This is a genomic window from Streptomyces sp. NBC_01244, from assembly GCF_035987325.1.
Lineage (GTDB): Bacteria > Actinomycetota > Actinomycetes > Streptomycetales > Streptomycetaceae > Streptomyces.
In genome coordinates this window covers 5,767,255-5,788,217 of sequence record NZ_CP108488.1, presented here as the reverse complement: position 1 = coordinate 5,788,217, position 20,963 = coordinate 5,767,255, and the positions used below count along the sequence as shown (strand labels likewise).

The 20,963-nt window shown below is 72.4% G+C and carries 16 protein-coding genes; 7 read left to right on the top strand and 9 right to left on the bottom strand.

The features are described from left to right. Positions 1-50: 50 nt before the first annotated feature. From OG247_RS26255 to OG247_RS26240, 4 genes are all read right to left on the bottom strand, one after another. The gene (locus tag OG247_RS26255) at positions 51-1,820 is read right to left on the bottom strand and encodes a serine/threonine-protein kinase (protein ID WP_327254527.1); all 1,770 of its coding nucleotides are present in this window, start codon (positions 1,818-1,820) and stop codon (positions 51-53) included. A gap of 117 nt (positions 1,821-1,937) precedes the next feature. Then, positions 1,938-4,808, bottom strand: a complete 2,871-nt coding sequence (locus tag OG247_RS26250; RefSeq protein WP_327254526.1) for a serine/threonine protein kinase — start codon at positions 4,806-4,808, stop codon at positions 1,938-1,940. 117 nt (positions 4,809-4,925) lie between these two features. Next, a complete protein-coding gene (locus OG247_RS26245) occupies positions 4,926-7,493 on the bottom strand; it encodes a serine/threonine-protein kinase (RefSeq protein ID WP_327254525.1) in 2,568 nt (855 codons plus the stop codon). A gap of 149 nt (positions 7,494-7,642) precedes the next feature. Further along, positions 7,643-9,361: a glycerol-3-phosphate dehydrogenase/oxidase gene (locus OG247_RS26240; protein WP_327254524.1), complete on the bottom strand. Its 1,719-nt coding sequence runs from the start codon at positions 9,359-9,361 to the stop codon at positions 7,643-7,645. Between the two features lie 339 nt (positions 9,362-9,700). On the opposite strand from OG247_RS26240, the gene OG247_RS26235 reads away from it, so the two are divergent. The 3 genes from OG247_RS26235 to OG247_RS26225 all read left to right on the top strand — a co-directional run bounded on the left by OG247_RS26235 (position 9,701) and on the right by OG247_RS26225 (position 12,092). Then, the gene (locus OG247_RS26235; protein WP_327254523.1) at positions 9,701-10,930 is read left to right on the top strand and encodes a nucleotide sugar dehydrogenase; all 1,230 of its coding nucleotides are present in this window, start codon (positions 9,701-9,703) and stop codon (positions 10,928-10,930) included. A 150-nt stretch (positions 10,931-11,080) separates the two neighbouring features. Then, on the top strand, positions 11,081-11,635 hold the full coding sequence (locus OG247_RS26230) for a hypothetical protein (protein ID WP_327254522.1): 555 nt from the start codon (positions 11,081-11,083) through the stop codon (positions 11,633-11,635). A 169-nt stretch (positions 11,636-11,804) separates the two neighbouring features. Further along, on the top strand, positions 11,805-12,092 hold the full coding sequence (locus tag OG247_RS26225; protein ID WP_327254521.1) for a hypothetical protein: 288 nt from the start codon (positions 11,805-11,807) through the stop codon (positions 12,090-12,092). Between the two features lie 85 nt (positions 12,093-12,177). Here the strand turns inward: OG247_RS26225 and OG247_RS26220 are convergent, their stop codons facing one another. The 4 genes from OG247_RS26220 to OG247_RS26205 all read right to left on the bottom strand — a co-directional run bounded on the left by OG247_RS26220 (position 12,178) and on the right by OG247_RS26205 (position 16,690). Continuing rightward, complete coding sequence (locus tag OG247_RS26220; protein WP_243333436.1) at positions 12,178-13,302, bottom strand: GuaB3 family IMP dehydrogenase-related protein; 1,125 nt, start codon at positions 13,300-13,302, stop codon at positions 12,178-12,180. A gap of 145 nt (positions 13,303-13,447) precedes the next feature. Beyond that, a complete protein-coding gene (gene guaB, locus OG247_RS26215; protein ID WP_327254520.1) occupies positions 13,448-14,953 on the bottom strand; it encodes an IMP dehydrogenase in 1,506 nt (501 codons plus the stop codon). Positions 14,954-15,078: 125 nt separating this feature from the next. After that, positions 15,079-15,708, bottom strand: coding sequence for a sigma-70 family RNA polymerase sigma factor (locus OG247_RS26210; protein ID WP_243333434.1), 630 nt, complete (start codon positions 15,706-15,708; stop codon positions 15,079-15,081). 370 nt (positions 15,709-16,078) lie between these two features. Then, positions 16,079-16,690: a response regulator transcription factor gene (locus OG247_RS26205; protein WP_003948568.1), complete on the bottom strand. Its 612-nt coding sequence runs from the start codon at positions 16,688-16,690 to the stop codon at positions 16,079-16,081. Positions 16,691-17,069: 379 nt separating this feature from the next. Here OG247_RS26205 and OG247_RS26200 point away from each other — a divergent pair, with 379 nt between their 5' ends. Continuing rightward, positions 17,070-17,405: a WhiB family transcriptional regulator gene (locus OG247_RS26200; protein WP_266905387.1), complete on the top strand. Its 336-nt coding sequence runs from the start codon at positions 17,070-17,072 to the stop codon at positions 17,403-17,405. Positions 17,406-17,695: 290 nt separating this feature from the next. Here OG247_RS26200 and OG247_RS26195 read toward each other — a convergent pair whose 3' ends face one another. Next, the gene (locus tag OG247_RS26195) at positions 17,696-18,595 is read right to left on the bottom strand and encodes a LysR family transcriptional regulator (protein WP_327254519.1); all 900 of its coding nucleotides are present in this window, start codon (positions 18,593-18,595) and stop codon (positions 17,696-17,698) included. An 80-nt stretch (positions 18,596-18,675) separates the two neighbouring features. Here OG247_RS26195 and OG247_RS26190 point away from each other — a divergent pair, with 80 nt between their 5' ends. The 3 genes from OG247_RS26190 (at position 18,676) to OG247_RS26180 (ending at position 20,937) form a co-directional block, all read left to right on the top strand. Then, positions 18,676-19,353, top strand: a complete 678-nt coding sequence (locus OG247_RS26190; RefSeq protein WP_327254518.1) for an MOSC domain-containing protein — start codon at positions 18,676-18,678, stop codon at positions 19,351-19,353. Positions 19,354-19,362: 9 nt separating this feature from the next. Further along, positions 19,363-20,136, top strand: coding sequence for an SDR family NAD(P)-dependent oxidoreductase (locus tag OG247_RS26185; RefSeq protein WP_327254517.1), 774 nt, complete (start codon positions 19,363-19,365; stop codon positions 20,134-20,136). Positions 20,137-20,238: 102 nt separating this feature from the next. Next, positions 20,239-20,937 (top strand): ester cyclase, encoded by a 699-nt coding sequence (locus OG247_RS26180; RefSeq protein WP_327254516.1) that lies wholly within the window; start codon positions 20,239-20,241, stop codon positions 20,935-20,937. The last annotated feature ends 26 nt before the right edge of the window (positions 20,938-20,963 follow it).

Below are 20,963 nucleotides of genomic sequence, written 5' to 3'. Positions count from 1 at the left end.
CTGGCAGGATGGCGGAATCCGGGCCCGGCGGCAGCCGCCGGGGCCCGGTCTCAGCGGGCCGGGGCCGGCTGCCAGCCGCTGAGCACGACGTCGAACTGTGACCTGGTCGTGTCCCAGTCCGCGACCGGACCCGACATGTACACCGCGTACTCGGTGCCGTCCGGCGTGTAGTACATCTGCTCGATGGCCTTCCGCGGCCCGGTGAAGGCCCCGGTCCTCTCCGTCCAGGCGAACTCCCACAGGGCGGCCTTGACCTGCCCCCGGAAGGTGTTCGGGTGCAGGGTCTGGCGCACGTAGTCGGAGCGCTTCGCGACCTGCTTCTCCAGGTCCAGCAGGTGTGCGTACGGGTCCTTGAACAGCGGCTTGCGGTCCATCGCGATCCGGATGAAGTGCTTGCCGCCGTCCCCGGTGTAGTCGATCTGCGACCCGTCCTCCCGGCGCTTCCAGCCGTCCGGGACGAAGAGGGCGAAGCCCTCCTTGTCGACCACCTTCGACCAGCCCGCCGGCGGAACCTCTTCCGCCTGCCCCTTGCCGCCCCCGGCACCGGAGGAGGCACCGGGGGACTCCTTCGCACCGGCCGTCCGGCCCGGGATCCCGCCGTCCGTGTCCGAGTCGCTGGTGTACTTCAGGATCCCGAACACCCCGCCGCCGCCGAGCAGCGCCGCCACCACGGCGATGACCGCCGCGCGCCCGATCCAACCGGGGGCTCCGGCGTCACGGCGACCCGGCCCGCCTGATCCGCCCGGTCCGGGGTGTCCGCCCTGCCCGCCCGGCCCGGATTCCGACCGGGCGGCGAATGCCGGAGCCGGACCCTGACCCGGCCCCTGGCCCGGCACCGGCTCCGGCGCCCGGCCCTGATTCTGGTCCTGGTTCGCGCCCGGCTCCCCGTTCCCGGGCAGTGTGGCCGTGTCCGCCGGCTCGTTCCGGGCGGCGCCCAGCTCATCGGAGCCCATCGCGCGCGTGGGTACGTACGCCTGCGCCGACTTCGGCTCGCGGCCCTCCATCGCCTGCAGCAGCATCTGCTCGGCCTCGTCGGCCGAGGGCCGCTGCGCCGGATCCTTGCGCAGCAGCGCCGTGATGACCGGGGCCAGCGCGCCCGCGTGGGTCGGGGCGGGCGGCTCCTCGTTCACCACGGCCTGGAGGCTGGAGATGGGCGAGGTGCGGCGGAACGGCGAGCGGGCCTCGACGGCCGTGTACAGCGTCGCGCCGAGCGACCACAGGTCGGAGGCCGGATCGGGGGACCCGCCGGTGACCCGTTCGGGGGCCAGGTAGTCGATGGAGCCGACGAGTTCGCCGGTGCGCGTGATGGAGGAGTCGCCCTCGATCGCGGCGATGCCGAAGTCGGCGAGCATCACCCGCCCGTCCTTGGCGAGCATCACGTTGCCCGGTTTGACGTCCCGGTGCAGTACGCCGACCGCGTGCGCGGCGCGCAGCGCGCCGAGCACGTGCAGCCCGATCCGGGCCGCCTCGCGGGGTTCGATCCGGCCGGCCGTCTTCGCCGCGTCCGCGAGGGAGGGGCCGTCGATGTACTCCATGACGATCCAGGGCCGGTCGTCGTGTTCCAGTACGTCGTGCACGGTGACGACCGCCGGATGCTGGATCCGGGCCGCGGCCCGGGCCTCCTTCTGCGTCCGGGCGTGCAGGACGTCCCGGTCCGCCTGGGCGACGTACAGCCCGGCCGTCAGTTCCTTGACGGCGACCGTCCTGTGCAGCAGCTCGTCGTGGGCGCGCCACACCTTGCCCATGCCGCCCCTGCCGATGGGCTCCACGAGCCGGTACCGGCCTGCGAGCACCGCACCCGCACCTGTCTGCTGTTCCACGAATCCCCGCCGCCGCTCTGTGCACTTCCGGTCAGACTACGGAGATCACGGGCGGCGGCGGAACCACTCGGAGGCGGTTGGGCCGCACTGTGACGCAATCGCCGTACTGATACCTCGTCAGCCGCCGCTCTTGTAGCTGGCCGTCGCCTGCTCGAAGGTCTCGGTGACCTTGCCCTCCTGGTCCTGCGGGCCCGTGACCATGACGACGTGGTAGGAACCTCCGAGCGCGACGACGAAATTGCGGGCCACGACGGACCGGCCGTTGCCGTCGATCCAGGTGTACCGGCCGGTCACGCGGAGCTGGTTGCCGACCTTGGTGGACTTGATGTCGCTGACGCTGGACCAGGTGGAGGAGCGGTACGGGGCCAGTTCGGGCTCCTTGTCCTTCTGGTAGGTGGCCGGGTCGGGGTTGCCCTGGACCTTGTCCCGGCCGGGGACGACGGTCAGCACGAAGTCCCCCTCCGTGTAGCGGACCTGACCGGACTCGTTCATTCCGCGGCGCTCCCAGCCGTTCGGGACGTTGATCGAGAAGTGCTCGGCGTCCTGCTGGACGGTGTACCCGGGCGGAGCGGGGGCGTTGGTCTGCGGGGCGGGCCTGGACTCGGGCGGGTTCGCGGAAGGGCTCGGAGCCCGGCCGGACCCGCTCGCCTTCGGGCTCGGGCTCTGGCCGGGGCCGCGGCCCGGGCTCTGCGACGGGGTCGCGGCGGGCGGCCTCATTCCGGCGGCCTTCTGCCCGCCGCCCTGCGGATCGGCGGCTCCGGGCATGAAGAACAGGGCGTAGGCCACCGCTCCCGAGAGCAGGACGAGGATCCCGAGTAACAGGGAACGCCCCAGCGAACGCGACGTGCGGGGGTGTTCGGCGCTGCGGTGCCGGCCGTGCAGGTCGGCTCGCCGCCGTACGACGGGCAGCCTGGCCGGGTCCTCCACCACCGGCGGCAGCATGGCGAAGCCGCCCTCGGGTTCCGGGGCGGACCGCACGAGGGAGCGCAGCCAGCCGCGGAGCTCCTCGAAGTCGGGCCGCTCGGTCGGGTCCTGGCGCAGCAAGGACTCCACGATGGGGCGCAGCGGGCCGCACTCCTCGGCGAAGGCGGGGGGCTCGGCGCAGACCATCTCCACGAGCTCGGCGACGCTGTCCTCGGGGTACGGGGCATGGCCCTGTACGGCCCGGTACAGCAGCGCGCCGAGCCCCCACAGGTCGGTGGCCGGCCCGACCGGCGCGGCCAGCTGCCACGGCCCGTGCACGGCCTGCGCCTGCTCGGGAGCCCACCGCTCGGTAACGGCCCCGACCACGGCCATCCGCGTCTGCCGGGCCCGCTCGGCATCGAGCCCGCTCCGCGGCCCGCTCCCCCACCCGGCGGCGCCCTGCGGGTCGCCGTGGCCGGGGCCCGCCGGATCCGGGCGGTCCGGCCCGAGCCGGGGCTGCCCTAGGTACCCGGCGCCGTCCCGCGGGACCGGCCGGTCGAAGCCCGCCTGGTCCGGGTGGCCCGGTCCCGGAGAAGGCTGCCCGTGGCCGGGGTCGTACCCCGGCCCGGGGGCCGCCCGGTGCTCCGCGCCGTCCTGGGGCTGCGCCCGGCCGCCCGGCGCCGTCGGCTGCCCGGGGGCCCGGCCGTCGCCCGGGGCGTCCGCCTGCTGGTAGCCCTGGGGAAGGGCGAGTTGCGCCGGCAGCGCGGCTCGGGCCGGGGGTTCCGCTCGGGCCGGCGGTTCCGCTTCGGCCGGAGGCAGGGCCTGGCGGCGCGGGGTGGCTCCGTGCCAGGTCGCACCGCTGTCCGGGCCGCCGTACGGGTACGAGTACCCCTGCGGCACCTTCGACCCCTCCGGCCTCGGCTCCGCCTCCTGCTCCGGCGCGGGCTCCGCGCCGGCCTTGCGCTGCTCGGCGATCCGCGCGGCGGCCTGGGCCCCGGCCCGGTACGCGGCGATGGCCCCGGCCCGCGCGGCGGCCTTCAGATCGGGCCGGTCCCCGGGGTTGCCGGAGGTCCCGGGAGTGCCGGGAGTGTCGGAAGCGCCGGGAGTTCCCGGAGTGCCGGAGGTGCTGGGAGGGCCGGGGGGCCCGGAAGTACCGGGGGCTGCGGACGTGCCTGCGGTACCGGTCGTGCCCGGGCTTATGTGGTCCCGGTAGCGCGGCCCGGTGTCGTACCCCGGAGCCACGAGCGGCGCGTACTCCGCCGCGTTCCCAGCCCCCTGGACGGCCGCACCCGGACCGTGCACGCCATTGCGTCCGGAAGGCTCCGCGGGCCCGCTCCCGTAGGAGTCGTCGTACCGCTCGCCGAGCTGCTCCCAGCCCGGCTGCCCGCCCCGCTGCCCGCCGACCGACCCCGCACCGGCCTCGGGTCCCTGTCCGTACCCGGCGTCCACCCCCGGCCCGGCCAAGGCGGCGTGGCCGTACCCGCCTGCGTACCCGTCCCGCGGGGGGACCGGGTCGTATCCGCACAGGGCGTCCTCCGCGGCCCCCGCCGCGAGCCCCGTCAGGACGACTCGCCCGTCTTCGCAGATCAGCACCGTCCGCATGGTGATGTTCCGGTGTGTCCACCCGTGCCCGTGCAGCACCCGCAGTGCGGTCAGCACGTCCGCCGCCACCTCCGCGGCCCGGTACGGGCTCAGCGGCTCGTCGGCGATCAGCGCCGCCAGCGGTCTGGCCGGGACGAGTTCGCTCACTATCCACAGCGAACCGCCCTCCGCGAACACGTCGAAGACCTGGTCCAGCCGCGGATGGTCCGGCACGGAAGCCGCCGCCTGCGCCGCCTCGATCGCCCTGCGCACGGCGGGCAGTTCACCCTGCGGTACGCGCCGGCCCCCCGCGGCGGGGGGACCGCCCCGCGTGCCGTCCAGCAGCTCCGCGTCGACGACCTCCGGCAACGGCACCTGCCGTACGAGGACTTCCTGGCCACTGCGCGTGTCGAAGGCCCGGGTCTCGATCAGTTCGTAAGCGTCCGACGGCGGCAGCGGCAGACGGTAGCGCTCGGCCAGGATCCGGCCCGCGTAGTCCTCCACATCGCCTCCCCCGAGAGCTGCGGGCCCGTCCCCCAGGCCCCGCTGACACGATACGACGCCCGGGGCGCCCGCGTCCCGGCCCTGGCGAGGCTGACCCGAGCCCGATCGGGGCGGGTATCAGCCGCGTGGCTGGAAGGTGTCGAACGCCGTGGTGCGCAGCTGCGTGCACTCCGCCGCGGCCCACTGGTCCGCGACGCAGGTGATCATGATGGCGTAGCCGTGCTTCGAGTCGATCCGGAACCCGCGGTCGAGCACCCGTACCCGCGCACCCTTCTGGTCCCGCTCGAACTCCCAGTCCGCGACGGTCGGGTACCCGCGGTAGTCGACCGCTTCGAGGCGTACCAGGTTGTAGTTGCTGCTGCTGCTCGCCACGCCCGGGGCCAGCGCCAGCCAGGCGGCGCGGGCATCGTCCTTCGGCGAGCTGTTGAAGTCGATCTGGATGCGCGGGAAACCACCGTCGCGGCTGTAGATGACGCCGTCGTTGTCCCCTATCACGCCGGTCTGCTTGAAGCCCTCGGGCATGACCATCGCGAAATGGAACCCGGGGTCGTCGACCTGGACGTACCCGGGCGGGATCCCGGGCAGGGCTCCCCCGGGCGTGGCGCCCTGGCCCTGGCCGGGATTGGTGCCGGAGCCCTGCGACGTGCCCGGGCCCGGCGAGGCGGCCCCTCCGCCGGACGACTCTCCGGACTTCGGCGAGGGAGTGGGCGAGGGAGTGGGCGAGGGTGAGGTCGAAGGCGGGGGCGAGGAGCCGGCGGCGGGGCTCGAAGCGGCTGCGGAACTGCCGCCCTTGCCGTCCTTCAGCGAACCGTCCTTCTCGTCGTCACCGCTGATGGCGTACGCGATGACCGAGCCGATGACGGCGAGCGCCACGACCACGCCGGCTATCGCGAGCGCGATGGTGCGGCGCGGCACGACGTCGGTGAGCGGGGCCGCGACGGGCGACGGGCGCGGCGACGGGGACTCCGCGGCGGTCGCGGTCACGGCCGTGGCGGCGGCCGAGGCCGCGGCACTGGCGGCCGCCGCCTTGCGGGCCGACTTCAACGCCGCGCGGGCACGCTCGCGCTGCTCGCGCTCACGGCGCTCGCGTTCCTTCTTCTCCGCCTTCTCGGCGGCCTTGGCCGCCTTGTCGGCAGCCGCCTTCTCGGCGGCGTCGCGGGCCTCGGCGAGCGATATCTGCCGGGTCTCCTCGACCTCCGGGGCGAGTACGGGGGCCGGCGGCTCGGGTGCTTCGATCACGGCGGTGAGCAGCGCCCGCGCGCGGTCGTCGTCGAGCCGGTGGGCGGGGTCCTTGACGAGGAGGCCGTAGATGACCTCGGTCAGCGGGCCGGCGTTCTTGGGCGGTTCGACGGGCTCGGTCATCACGGCGGTGAGCGTCGCGAGCGCCGACCCCTTGTCGTACGGGGGAACCCCCTCGACGGCGGCGTACAGCAGGCCGCCGAGTGACCACATGTCCGCCGGCGGGCCGGGGCGCTGGCCGCGGGCCCGCTCGGGCGAGATGTACGAGGGCGCGCCGACGAGCATGCCGGTGGAGGTGACGGAGGGGTCGCCCTCGACCTGGGCGATGCCGAAGTCGGTGAGGATCACGCGGCCGTTGCCGTGGTCGGCGAGGAGCACGTTGGAGGGCTTCACGTCCCGGTGCAAGATGCCCTGGCGGTGGGCGGCACGGAGCACGTCGAGCACGGCGAGGCCGACTTCCGCGGCGCGGCGGGGGGTCAGCGGGCCGCTCTCGCGGATGAACTCCGCGAGCGAGGGGCCCTCGATGAGCTCCATGACGATCCACGGCCGGCCGTCCTCGTCGACGACGTCGTAGACGGTCACCGCGCCGCCGCTGCGGATCCGGGCGATGGCTTTCGCCTCGCGGAGGGTGCGGGTGATGAGGCGGCGCTTCTCGTCCTCGTCGACGCCGCTGCCGAAGCGGAGTTCCTTGACGGCGACGGTCCGGCCGAGGGTCTCGTCCCGGGCGCGCCAGACGGTGCCCATGCCGCCCTTGCCGAGGACGTCACTGAGCCGGTACCGGCCCGCGAGCAGCCGGCCCTCGTCCTGAGCGCCCTGTCCCGCCTTGGCCGCGGCGGCCTTGACGGCGGCGGCCACCTCGTCGGCCTTGCTCACCGCGACGGGCTTCGCGCCCTCGCCCGCACCGTCCGCCTTCACGACGGCGGCCTTCCGCAACTCCGCCTTCGCACCGACGGGCTTCGCGTCCTCCGGCTCGCCCTTCACCCGGGCAGCCTTCGCCACACCCTCGGACCCGGCGCCCACACCCGCAGGCTTCGCATCCTCCGGCTCGGCCTTCACCCGGGCAGCCTTCGCCACACCCTCGGACCCGGCGCCCACACCCGCGGGCTTCGCATCCTCCGGCTCGGCCCCACCGGCAGCCTTCGCCGCAGCCGGCTTCCGCGGCTCCGGCTCCGCCGCGGAAGCCGCGGGCTTCGCGTCCTCGGGACCGGTCACCCCCGCAGCGGGCTTCGCGGACTCCGCGGCCCCGCCCGCACCGGCTTCGGCACCGGCGGGGTCGGCGGCCGACCCGTCACCGGCCTTCGCAGCGCCCGCCGCGGCACGCTTCGCGGCTCCCGCCGCGGGCGGCTCGGCGGGAGACTTCGGGTCCGTCGGGGGTGTCGCCGGAGGCACCGGCGATCCCGTCCCGACAGACGGCTCCGGCGACTCGGTGTGCTCCGGCTTCGACATGCGTCCCCTCTGCGTTCGTGCCGCCTGCTCCGGTTGCCCTGGCAGCGGCCGGGGTGCCCGGTAACCCGCCCCGGCAGAACCCTCATTGTCCCTTACTCCGCAACGGACGGGAGCCCCGGGTCCACGGTTCCGCCCGCGAAGTGACGGAGTTACAACGGGACGATGTCCGGCGCCCCCAGCCTCGCCGCGTCCGCCGTCTGATCGTCCGGCTGGCGCTGCGATTCCCGTTCCGCCTGCACCCTCTTCTCGTAGTGCTCCACTTCCTTCTCGATCTGCTGCTCGTCCCATCCCAGGACCGGAGCCATCAACTCCGCGCACTCGCGCGCCGATCGCGTCCCCCGGTCGAAGGTCTCGATCGAGATCCGCGTCCGCCTCGTCAGCACGTCGTCCAGGTGCCGCGCCCCCTCGTGCGAGGCCGCGTAGACCACCTCGGCCCGGAGGTAGTCGTCGGCCCCCGTCAGCGGCTCCCCGAGGGAGGGGTCTTCCGCGATCAGTGCCAGCAGCTCCTCCGTCAGCGAGCCGAACCGGTTCAAGAGGTGCTCCACCCGCACCACATGGAGCCCCGTCCGCGCGGCGATCCGCGCCCGGCCGTTCCACAGGGCCCGGTACCCCTCGGCACCGACCAGCGGCACGTCCTCCGTCACGCACGGCGCGACCCGCTGGTCCAGCCCGTGCACCGCCTCGTCCACCGCGTCCTTGGCCATCACCCGGTACGTCGTGTACTTGCCGCCGGCGACCACCACGAGCCCCGGTACGGGGTGCGCCACCGTGTGCTCGCGCGAGAGCTTGCTCGTCGCGTCCGACTCCCCGGCCAGCAGCGGCCGCAGGCCGGCGTAGACCCCCTGGACGTCGTCCCGGGTGAGCGGGACGGCCAGCACCGAGTTCACGTGCTCCAGCAGGTAGTCGATGTCCGCGCTCGACGCCGCCGGGTGCGCCTTGTCCAGGTCCCAGTCGGTGTCCGTGGTGCCCACGATCCAGTGGCGGCCCCACGGGATGACGAAGAGCACCGACTTCTCGGTCCGCAGGATCAGCCCGGTCGAGGAGTGGATCCGGTCCTTGGGGACGACGAGGTGGATGCCCTTCGAAGCCCGCACGTGGAACTGCCCGCGCTCCCCGATCAGCGCCTGGGTGTCGTCCGTCCACACCCCCGTGGCGTTCACGATCTGCTTCGCCCGGATCTCGTACTCCCCGCCGCCCTCCACGTCCTGCACCCGCGCGCCGACCACCCGCTCGCCCTCCCTCAGGAAGCCGACGACCCTCGCCCGGTTGGCGCACTGCGCCCCGTACGCCGCGGCCGTCCGGACCAGGGTCGCCACGTAGCGCGCGTCGTCCATTTGGGCGTCGTAGTACTGCAGGGCGCCCACCAGTGCGTCCTTGCGCAGCGCCGGCGCGATCCGCAGGGCGCGCTTGCGCGAGAGGTGCCGGTGCGTCGGCAGCCCTCGCCCGTGGCCGCTGGAGAGCGACATGGCGTCGTACAGCGCGACGCCCGACCCGGCATAGAACCGCTCCCACCCCTTGTGCTGCAGCGGGTAGAGGAAGGGCACCGGCTTCACCAGGTGCGGTGCGAGCCGCCCCAGCAGCAGGCCGCGCTCCTTGAGCGCCTCCCGCACGAGGGCGAAGTCGAGCATCTCCAGGTATCTGAGCCCGCCGTGGATGAGCTTGCTGGAACGGCTGGAGGTGCCCGAAGCCCAGTCCCGCGCCTCCACCAGTCCGGTGGCGAGACCCCTGGTCACGGCATCGAGGGCGGTACCGGCGCCCACCACACCGGCCCCGACCACCAACACGTCCAGCTCCCGCTCGGCCATCCCGGCGAGCGCCTCGGCCCGCTGCACGGGCCCCAGCGAGGCCCGCCCACCGCTCCCCCCCATCCCCATCCCCGTCCCCGCACCTGCCGCTGCGCCCGTCCCTGCCCCTGTCCCAGTCCTCACGGCTGCCTGCCTCCCGTTGACGCGGGTCGCCCCGTCCGCCCTATGCGGCCATCCCACCGGTTGTGGGTGATCCCGCTCACATCGCCCGTTCATGATTCTCACCGGCCGCACCCACATCAGCCACCGCCTGTGGATAACACGGAGGCGGCCAAGACCCCTGAATACGACATATCTGTCATATATACGCCTAGTCTGACATTGCGCCAGCTTTCCTCCTCCACAGGACTTGCGCGCTCCGCCCCCTCATGCATGTCAGGGAAGGGAAGGGACGGCACCCCCATGCCCGCAGATCTCGCCGTCATCGGACTCGGCCATCTCGGCCTCCCGCTCGCCCAGGCAGCCGTGGCCGCCGGGATCGAGACGGTCGGCTACGACAGCGGTCCGGCGACGGACTCCACCCTCACCGCCGCCGAGATCCGCCGCATGTCGGCGGCCGGCTTCCGGGTCACCACCAACCCCGCCGAGCTCGGCCGGGTCCGCACCGCCGTCATCTGCGCCCCTACCCAGCTCGGCGCGGATCGTGCGCTCGACCTGTCCGCGGTCGGCGAGGCGGGCCGCACGCTCGCCGCCCGGCTGCGCCCGCACACCACCGTCATCCTCGAATCGGCGGCCCACCCCGGCGTCACCGAGGACTACCTGCGCCCGATCCTCGAATCGGGCTCCCGCCTGCGCGCCGGCCGGGACTTCCACCTGGCCTACTCCCCCAGCCGCCTCGACCCCGGCAACCGCACGCACGGCATCTCCAACACCCCCAGGGTCATCGGCGGCCTCACCCCCGCCTGCACCGAGTCCGCACACGCCTTCTACGCCCGGCTCACCGACAAGGTGGTCCGCGCCCGCGGCCTGCGCGAGGCCGAAACGGTCCAGCTCCTCGAAACGAACTACCGGCACGTCAACATCGCCCTCATGAACGAGATGGCCGTGCTCTGCCACGACCTGGGCGTGGACCTGTGGGACGTCATCCGCTGCGCCGAGACCAAGCCGTACGGGTTCCAGGCCTTCCGCCCCGGCCCCGGAGTCGGCGGCCACGGCGTCCCCCTCGACCCCAACTACCTCCCCCACACCACCCGCACCCCGGGCCACCCGCTGCGCATGGTCGGCCTGGCGCAGGAGATCAACGACCGGATGCCGCAGTACGTCATCCAGCGCAGCGCGACCCTGCTCAACGAGCACGGCAAGTCCGCGCGCGGCGCCCGCGTCCTCCTCCTGGGCGTCACCTACAAGCCCGACCTCGCCGACCAGGAGGGCTCCCCGGCGCGCGAGATCGCCAGCCGCCTCCTCGACCTCGGTGCGCTGATCAGCTACCACGACCCGTACATCGCCGGATGGCGCGTCAGGGACCAGCCCGTCCCCCGCGCCGAATCGTTGTACGAGGCCGCCGCCAACGCCGATCTGACGATCCTGCTCCAGCACCACCGCACCTACGACCTGCAAGGCCTGGCGGTGAAGGCCCAGTTGCTCCTGGACACCCGAGGCGCCAGCCCGGCGGGCGCCGCACACCGCCTCTAGGGCGTGCCCCGCGCGCACGGTTCCGCCACCCGAAACCCCTCCACGGATGTCGCAGGCTGCTGCTAGCCTGCGGCGACTTATCTCGCACATACACCCCCACGTCAGTCGTGCGGGCCCGTGTGCCCACGAATCCCTGGGGGGGATTTCTCCATGAGCCAGCAGTTCCCGTCGCCCGCGTCCGACTCCACCACTCCGGCGACGCCCGCGACGCACGCGACGCACGCACCCGACGCCGCCGCCCCGGCCGGCTACCCGGGCCCGTCCGGCGCCGACTTCCTCCGGGCCCAGGCCCCGGCCCCGGCGCGCCCCGCCAACGTGGGCCTCGGGATCGCCGCGGCCGTGGGTGCCGCCCTGGTCACCGGTGCCGTCTACGGCACGATCATCGGCATGACCGAGTACCAGATCGGCTTCGCGGCCGTCGCCGTCGGCGCAGCGGTCGGCTTCGCCGCCGGCAAGCTCGGCGGGGCCAACCCCCTCCTGCCGGTGCTCAGCGCCCTGCTCTCGCTGGCCGCCGTGTTCGGGGGCCAGATCCTCGGCATCGCCATGATCGGTGCGGACGAGCTCGGCGTGAGCACCCTCGACGTGCTCGACCTCGGCACCTCCCTGCTCGTCGACGCCTGGAAGGAGACGTCCGGCCCGATGACGTACCTCTTCCTCGCCCTCGGCGGCTACACCGCCTTCCAGTCGGCCCGCAAGGCCGCCTGACTCCTCGGTTCCACACGGCCCGGCCCCGGACTCCGCACAGGACTCCGGGGCCGTCCCCGTTCCCGGCCCCCGCGGATTCGCGGCTTCGCCGCTCCGAGCAGGCATCCCCATGATCACGCGCCACCCGGAAACCTGTCTTCCGCACGACCCCCGGCCCTATGATCCGCGCGTGTCCCCGAACCTCCCGAACACCCCGAACCGCCCGAACACCTCGCGCCCCCCACACCCCACGCGCTTCGAACCCTCCGCCCGGTTCACCGTCCTGCTGTGGGTGCTCGGCGTCCCCGGGATGCTCGCCCTCGCGTGGGTGGTCCTGGCCGGCACGTTCATGGGCGACCGGCACGGCCAGCTCGCCCGGGACGACGCGTACTCCCTGGTGCCCTGGCTGCTCCTCGCGGCGGCTTTCCTCGTCCCGTGGTCCATCTGCGTGAACCGCCGGACCAAGGGCAAGAGCTGACCGGACCCCGGCCGCGCACCCCCGGCACGCCCGAGGCCCGGCTCCCCACAGGGGAAGCCGGGCCTCAGGCGGTACGGGACGGGCGTCAGCGGCTGTGCTGCGAGTCCGCGATCGTGACCTCGACCCGCTGGAACTCCTTGAGCTCGCTGTAGCCGGTGGTGGCCATCGAGCGGCGCAGCGCGCCGAAGATGTTCATCGAGCCGTCCGGTGAGTGCGACGGGCCGGTGAGGATCTCCTCGGTGGTGCCGACCGTGCCGAGGTCGACCTTCTTGCCGCGCGGCACGTCCTCGTGGACGGCCTCCATGCCCCAGTGGTTGCCCTTGCCGGGCGCGTCGGTGGCACGGGCCAGCGGGGAGCCCATCATCACGGCGTCGGCGCCGCAGGCGACGGCCTTCGGGATGTCGCCGGACCAGCCCACGCCGCCGTCGGCGATGACGTGCACGTAGCGGCCGCCGGACTCGTCCATGTAGTCGCGGCGGGCCGCGGCCACGTCGGCGACGGCGGTGGCCATCGGGACCTGGATGCCCAGCACGTTGCGCGTGGTGTGCGCGGCGCCGCCGCCGAAGCCGACCAGGACACCGGCCGCGCCGGTGCGCATCAGGTGCAGGGCCGCGGTGTAGGTGGCGCAGCCGCCCACGATGACCGGGACGTCGAGCTCGTAGATGAACTGCTTGAGGTTCAGCGGCTCGGCGGCGCCGGAGACGTGCTCCGCCGACACGGTGGTGCCGCGGATCACGAAGATGTCCACGCCCGCGTCGACGACGGCCTTGGAGAACTCGGCCGTGCGCTGCGGGGAGAGCGCGGCGGCGGTGACGACACCGGAGTCGCGCACCTCCTTGATCCGCTGACGGATCAGGTCCGCCTGGATGGGGGCGGAGTAGATCTCCTGGAGACGGCGGGTGGCGGACTCCTCGTCCAGCTCCGCGATCTCGTCCAGCAGCGGCTGCGGGTCCTCGTACCGGGTCCACAGACCTTCGAGGTTCAGCACGCCGAGGCCGCCGAGCTCGCCGATGCGGATGGCGGTCTGCGGGGAGACGACCGAGTCCATGGGAGCGGCCAGGAACGGGAGCTCGAAGCGGTAGGCGTCGATCTGCCAGGCGATCGAGACCTCCTTCGGGTCCCGGGTCCGGCGGCTGGGGACGATGGCGATGTCATCGAACGCGTACGCCCGGCGGCCGCGCTTGCCGCGCCCGATCTCGATCTCAGTCACGTGTGGTGGCCTTTCCTCTGGGTCTGCCCGTCCAGTATCCCCGAACCCCGGCGCGCCGCGTTCCGGTGACCGCTGTACGGACGCACCCGCCGGGCACGCCGGAGGGGCGGACCCGTGCGGGCCCGCCCCTCCTGAGCTGCTGGTATCAGCCCTTGCGGCTGTAGTTCGGCGCCTCGACCGTCATCTGGATGTCGTGCGGGTGGCTCTCCTTGAGCCCCGCCGAGGTGATCCGGACGAACCGGCCGCGGTCCTGGAGCTCCGGCACCGTGCGTCCGCCGACGTAGAACATCGACTGGCGCAGGCCGCCGACGAGCTGGTGCACGACCGCGGAGAGCGGGCCGCGGTACGGGACCTGGCCCTCGATGCCCTCGGGGATGAGCTTGTCGTCGCCGCCCACGCCCTCCTGGAAGTAGCGGTCCTTGGAGAAGGACTTGCGGTCGCCGCGGGACTGCATCGCGCCGAGCGAGCCCATGCCGCGGTACGACTTGAACTGCTTGCCGTTGATGAACAGCAGCTCGCCCGGGGACTCCTCGCAGCCCGCGAGCAGCGAGCCGAGCATCACCGTGTCGGCGCCGGCGACGAGCGCCTTCGCGATGTCGCCGGAGTACTGCAGGCCACCGTCGCCGATGACCGGCACGCCGGCCGCCTTGGCGGCGAGCGCGGCCTCGTAGATCGCGGTGACCTGCGGAACGCCGATGCCGGCGACGACGCGGGTGGTGCAGATGGAGCCGGGACCGACGCCGACCTTGATGCCGTCACAGCCGGCGTCGATGAGGGCCTGGGCACCGTCGCGGGTGGCGATGTTGCCGCCGATGACGTCGACCGTCGAGTTCGACTTGATCTTGGAGACCATGTCGCCGACGAGGCGGGAGTGGCCGTGGGCGGTGTCGACGACGATGAAGTCGGCGCCCGCCTCGATCAGGGCCTGGGCCCGCTCGTACGCGTCGCCCGCGACGCCGACGGCCGCGCCGACGAGCAGTCGGCCGTCCTTGTCCTTGGCGGCGTTCGGGTACTTCTCGGCCTTGACGAAGTCCTTGACCGTGATGAGGCCCTTGAGGAGGCCGGCCTCGTCGACGAGCGGCAGCTTCTCGATCTTGTGGCGGCGCAGCAGCTCCATGGCGTCCACGCCGGAGATGCCCACCTTGCCCGTGACCAGCGGCATCGGGGTCATGACCTCGCGCACCTGGCGGCTGCGGTCCGACTCGAAGGCCATGTCGCGGTTGGTGACGATGCCGAGCAGCTTGCCCGCCGGGTCGGTGACCGGGACGCCGGAGATCCGGAACTTGGCGCAGAGCTCGTCGGCCTCGCGCAGGGTCGCGTCGGGGTGCACCGTGATCGGGTCGGTGACCATGCCGGACTCGGAGCGCTTGACCAGGTCGACCTGGTTGGCCTGGTCGGCGATGGAGAGGTTGCGGTGCAGGACGCCGACGCCGCCCTGGCGGGCCATCGCGATGGCCATCCGGGCCTCGGTGACCTTGTCCATGGCGGCGGAGAGCAGCGGGACGTTCACACGGACGTTGCGGGAGATGAGCGAGGACGTGTCGATGGCGTCCGGGGACATGTCCGAGGACCCGGGAAGCAGCAGCACATCGTCATAAGTGAGGCCGAGCGTGGCGAATTTGTCGGGCACTCCGTCGGCGTTCACAGTCATGACACCTTCCAAGATGGTCTTGCTCAGCGCGGATGTCCATGCTAACGGGATCCCGACGCGTCTCATTCCACGACCAAGATCAAGGGCAAGGTTCGTAGGTTCCTACGGGAAAAACCCCGTACGGCCTACTGCTCTGCGAGCGCACGGAGCCGGCTCAGCGCCCGGTGCTGGGCGACGCGCACCGCCCCGGGGGACATCCCGAGCATCTGCCCGGTCTCTTCGGCGGTCAGCCCGACGGCCACGCGCAGGACCAGGAGCTCGCGCTGGTTCTCCGGCAGATTGGCGAGCAGCTTCTTGGCCCAGGCGGCGTCACTGCTCAGCAGCGCGCGCTCCTCCGGACCCAGGGAGTCGTCGGGCCGTTCCGGCATCTCGTCGGAGGGCACGGCCGTACTGCCCGGATGGCGCATGGCGGCCCGCTGGAGATCGGCGACCTTGTGCGCGGCGATGGCGAAGACGAAGGCTTCGAAGGGGCGCCCGGTGTCGCGGTAGCGCGGCAGCGCCATCAGCACGGCGACGCAGACCTCCTGCGCGAGGTCCTCCACGAAGTGACGAGCGTCACCCGGAAGTCGCGACAGGCGGGAGCGGCAGTAGCGGATGGCGAGGGGGTGCACGAAGGCGAGCAGATCGTGGGTGGCCTGCTCGTCGCCTTCCACCGCACGGCGTACGAGCGCGCTGACGGTACTGTCGCCGCTGTTTCGGGAGGCGCCGCTGCCGCCTGTGGTCGCGGGTGACCCCGGGGCCTCGTCGTCGCGCATCAATCCATGGTGCCTTGGCGCCGGAGTATTCGCGGCACCGCGGCCCGTGTTGTGCGTCGAAGCGTTATGCGTCGACGGGTTGTGCGGGGTGGGTGCACCGGAACTCATGCTCTGGCCCCTCCCCTCCCGCTCGGCCGAATCGTCCCCGCGGCGACATCTCCAGGATGCGCCACACCCTCAAGCATGCGGCATCGCGCCCGAAGCGACACGTCCCCCGGATTGTGCACCGTCAATCCCCGGTACGCACCAGGGTGCGGCGGATCCGACGGCGGGAGATTCCGGTGGGCGGTCGGGACCGGGAGATCCGGGGAGCCGGGCGGGCCGGCCCGCCCGCGGCACCGCCGGCCGGTGAGGGCCGGCGGTCGCGCGGTCAGCGGACCAGGCCCCAGCGGAACCCGAGCGCCACGGCGTGCGCCCGGTCGGACGCGCCGAGCTTCTTGAACAGCCGGCGGGCGTGCGTCTTGACCGTGTCCTCGGAGAGGAAGAGCTCGCGCCCGATCTCCGCATTGGACCGGCCGTGGCTCATGCCCTCCAACACCTGGATCTCGCGCGCGGTGAGCGTGGGCGCGGCGCCCATCTCGGCCGAGCGGAGCCGGCGCGGGGCCAGCCTCCAGGTCGGGTCGGCGAGGGCCTGGGTGACCGTGGCCCGCAGTTCGGCGCGCGAGGCGTCCTTGTGCAGATAGCCCCGGGCGCCGGCGGCGACCGCGAGGGCCACGCCGTCCAGGTCTTCGGCGACCGTCAGCATGATGATGCGGGCGCCGGGGTCGGCCGAGAGCAGCCGGCGAACCGTCTCCACACCGCCGAGCCCGGGCATCCGTACATCCATCAGAATCAGGTCGGAACGGTCGGCACCCCAGCGGCGGAGGACTTCCTCGCCGTTGGCAGCCGTCGTCACACGCTCGACGCCGGGCACGGTGGCAACCGCGCGACGGAGCGCCTCTCGGGCAAGCGGGGAGTCGTCGCAGACGAGGACGGATGTCATGACCGCCCTCCGCAGCTGCTGATGCGCGTCACCTTGAGCCTCCAGGCTGGTACGTATCGTCACCTGTGCGGTCGATGCCCCCGGACACCTGTCCGAGAACTTCTTGGTTCAACCGCCTTCGCACTCTCAACGATGGTCACTCGAAAGAGTTACGGGTCGGACGGACACCTTCGGCACTCTACGTGAGGAAGCGAACACAAGGCAGGCGCCACTCGCCGCGTGTCCTCCAGATGACGGTATGCCCTATTTGGCGGCTTTCCTTCCGTTTGGCACATGTCTGAGGCTAGATTCCCAATGAGTCATATTTACATCTACTACGACAGTAGGTGTGGAGACATGGACCGTATCCGCCTCAGTACCGGCACCAAGAGGACTACCAATGGCAGATTTCTCCCGCCTCCCCGGACCGAACGCCGATCTCTGGGACTGGCAGCTGCTGGCTGCCTGCCGCGGGGTCGACAGCTCCCTCTTCTTCCACCCGGAAGGCGAGCGGGGCGCGGCCAGGAGCGCGCGCGAGACCTCGGCTAAAGAGGTCTGCATGCGCTGCCCGGTGCGTTCTGAATGCGCCGCACACGCACTCGCCGTCCGCGAGCCCTACGGGGTGTGGGGCGGCCTCACCGAGGACGAACGCGAAGAACTGATGGGCCGCGCACGCCATCGCCTGATCCCGGCGACGAGCGCGATCGGACCGAGCACGCCGATCGCTCCGCACTGAGCGGGCTTCACACGAAACGACCGAAGGAACGTTTCCTCGACTCGTCGACAGACACAGCACCGACAGGCACGGCACCGGCACACACGGCACCGGCACGCGCCGGCGTGCCACGTACCGGACCGGGTCCGCCACCCGACCGGCCGTACCGCCGTACGGTCCTTCACGTGGCGGCCCCGTCCGGCGCTGCCGGTCCGGCGCCACTGACCCGGCGCCACTGACCCGGCGCCACTGATCCGGCGCCGATGGGCCGGGTGGCCGGACCGTCAGCGCCGGACCGCCGGCGCAGGACGTCAGCGCCGGGCGGCCCGCTCCAGCTGGGCCAGGGTCGCGGCCACCGCCGGGACCCTGGCCAGGTCGGGCAGGGTCAGCGCGACGACCTCCCGCTCGACGGCCGGTTCCACGACGAGGGTGCTCACGCCCTTGGCCCGTACGGACTCCACCGCGAGCTCGGGCAGCACCGCGACCCCGAGCCCGGCCCCGACCAGGCCGACCACGGCCGGGTAGTCGTCGGTGGCGAAGTCGATGCGCGGGGTGAAGCCGACGGCTTCGCACACCTCCACCAGATGGCGGCGGCAGCGCGGACAGCCCGCGATCCAGGGCTCGTCGGCCAGCTGCGCCATGCCCACCCGCTCCGCCCCCGCCAGCCGGTGCCCCTCGGGCACCAGCCCGACGAGCCGGTCGGTCAGCAGCGGCCGGACCACGAGGTCCTCCCACTCCGTCGCCGATCCGGAGGCGCCGCCGTAGCGGAAGGCCAGTGCGAGATCGCAGTCGCCCTCGCGCAGCATCTCCACCGAGCGCGGCGGCTCCGCCTCGACCAGCGAGATCCGGGTCCCCGGATGCTCGGCGCGCATCGCCGCGAGCGCGGTCGGCACCAGCGTGGAACTGCCGCTGGGGAAGGAGACCAGGCGGACCCGGCCGGCGCGCAGCCCGGCGATGGCCGCGACCTCCTCCTCGGCGGCCGTCAGCCCGGCGAGGATCCCGGCGGCATGCCGGACCAGCGCCTCACCGGCCTGGGTGAGGCGCATTTCGCGCCCGGTGCGGATCAGCAGCGGGGTGCCGGCGGACTGCTCCAGCGCCTTCATCTGCTGGGAGACGGCCGGCTGGGTGCAGCCGAGCTCGCGGGCGGCGGCGGAGAAGGACCCGGTTCCGGCGACAGCGCGCAGAACTCGGAGATGGCGTGCCTCGATCACCCTTCGAGCATAAGGGGTGCTTTGATGTCGGCGCGAATAATCCCGGGCTGCCTTTGAGGTGATTCGGCTAGCGTGGGGCCATGCATCTGATCTCCGTGAACCTCGGCCGCGCGACGGCCGTCGACTACACCGACGCCCCGGACGGGCTGACCGGTCACGGCAAGATTCCGGCGCCGGGACCCGTACGGGTCTTCGCGCCGGGACCCAAGGGTGTCGGCGCGAGCGGCGTGGAGGGGGACGACGTCTGCCATCTGCGCCATCACGGCGGTGACCACCAGGCCGTGTACGCGTACGCCCGCGAGGACCTGGAGTGGTGGGAGGGCGAGCTCGGCCGCGAACTGCCCGGCGGGATCTTCGGCGAGAACTTCACCACCTCCGGTCTCGACGTGAACGGCGCGCTGCTCGGCGAGCGGTGGCGGGTCGGCCCCGATCTGCTCCTCGAGGTGGCCTCGGCCCGTATCCCGTGCCGGACCTTCCAGGGGATGCTCGGCGAGAAGGCCTGGGTCAAGCGGTTCACGCAGGAAGCCCGGCCGGGCGCCTACCTGCGGGTCCTTCGGGAGGGCTCGGTCTCCCCCGGCGACACCATCGAGGTCGTGCACCGCCCGGACCACGAGGTGACGGTGGAGTTCTGGTTCCGCGCCTTCACCACCGAGCGGGATCTGCTGCCGCGCACGCTGGCGGCGGGCGACGCACTGGAGCCGGAGGCTCGGGACAAGGCGCTGGCCCACGTGGAGAAGTACGGGAAGCGGGGCGACTAGGTTGCGCCTATGACGACTGCGTTGATTACGGGATCCACGGCGGGCATCGGCGCCGCCTTCGCCCGGCGGCTCGCCGCCCAGGGGCACAACCTGGTCCTGGTGGCCCGGGACACGAAGCGGCTCGGCGAGCAGGCCACCGAGCTGCACGACCGGCACGGGATCGAGGCGGAGGTGCTGGCCGCCGACCTCTCCACCGAGGAGGGCATCACGGCGGTCGAGGAGCGCCTCGCCGACCGCAAGCACCCCGTGGACCTGTTGGTGAACAACGCGGGCTTCGGCAACAAGGGCCGCTACCTCGAGGTCTCCATGGCCGACGAGCTGACCATGCTGAAGGTCCACATCGAGGCCGTGCTGCGGCTGACCTCGGCGGCCGTGGAGCCGATGCGCTCGCGCGGGCGCGGCGGCGTGATCAACGTGGCCTCGGTGGCCGCCTTCCTGCCGCGCGGCACGTACGGGGCGAGCAAGGCCTGGGTCGTGCAGTTCACCCAGGGTGCGGCCAAGGACCTGACCGGCTCGGGCGTACGGCTGATGGCGCTGTGCCCGGGCTTCGTCCGGACCGAGTTCCACGAGCGGGCCGGCATGGGCACGGACAACATCCCCGGCTGGATGTGGCTCGACGCCGACAAGCTGGTGGCGGCGGCCCTGGCCGATCTGGCGCGGGGCAAGACGGTGTCGATCCCGGACCCGCGGTACAAGGCACTGATGAGCGTGGTGAAGCTGACCCCGCGGGGACTGCTGGGCGGGGTGTCCTCGCGGACGGGGCGCAAGTACGGGCCCCAATAACCGGGCGGGCAACCGGGCCCGTGATGACCTGTGGGTAAACGCGGCATATGGGTGAAATCTCCCTAGACTGGATGTGTCCCATCCAGCGCGGGAGGCGACGCGATGACATTCGTACAAGTGATCGACTACGAGACCAAGCGCTTCGACGAGATGAACAGTCTCATCGACCGCTATGCCGAGCAGACCGCCGGAAAGCGCACGGTCACCCACACCCTCATCGGCAGGGACCGCGACTCCAAGACCCACTACGTGGACCTCGTCGAATTCCCCTCGTACGAAGAGGCCATGAGGAACTCCCAGCTCCCGGAAACCGACCGGATGTTCCAGGAGATGGTGGCCCTCTGCGACGGCATGCCGAAGTTCATGAACCTCGACGTGGTCCGTGACGAGTACCTCAACAAGCTCGTCGTGAACCGCTTCCTCGAGGAGGTCGTGGGCAAGGGCAACTTCGACGCCGTCCAAGAGTGCATCGCGGCCGACTACGTCACCCACGACATCATGGAGAGCGCCGGCCAGGGCAACGGCCGCGAAGGCATCCGCAAGACCGTCGGCATGTGGCGGGGCGCCTTCGACATGACCTTCGACATGACGCGCCAGATCGCCGAAGGCGACTGCGTCACCACCCTGTGGGACTGGAAGGGCACCCACAAGGGCGAGTTCATGGGGGTCTCGCCGACCGGCAAGGAATTCACCATGTCGGGCTGTACGACCTGCCGGATCGAGAACGGCCGGATCGCCGAGGACTGGTGGTACTACGACGCCCCGGGCCTGATGCGCCAGATGGGCATGATGCCCGGATAGCTCTTCGCGCCGGGTCTGCGGCACAC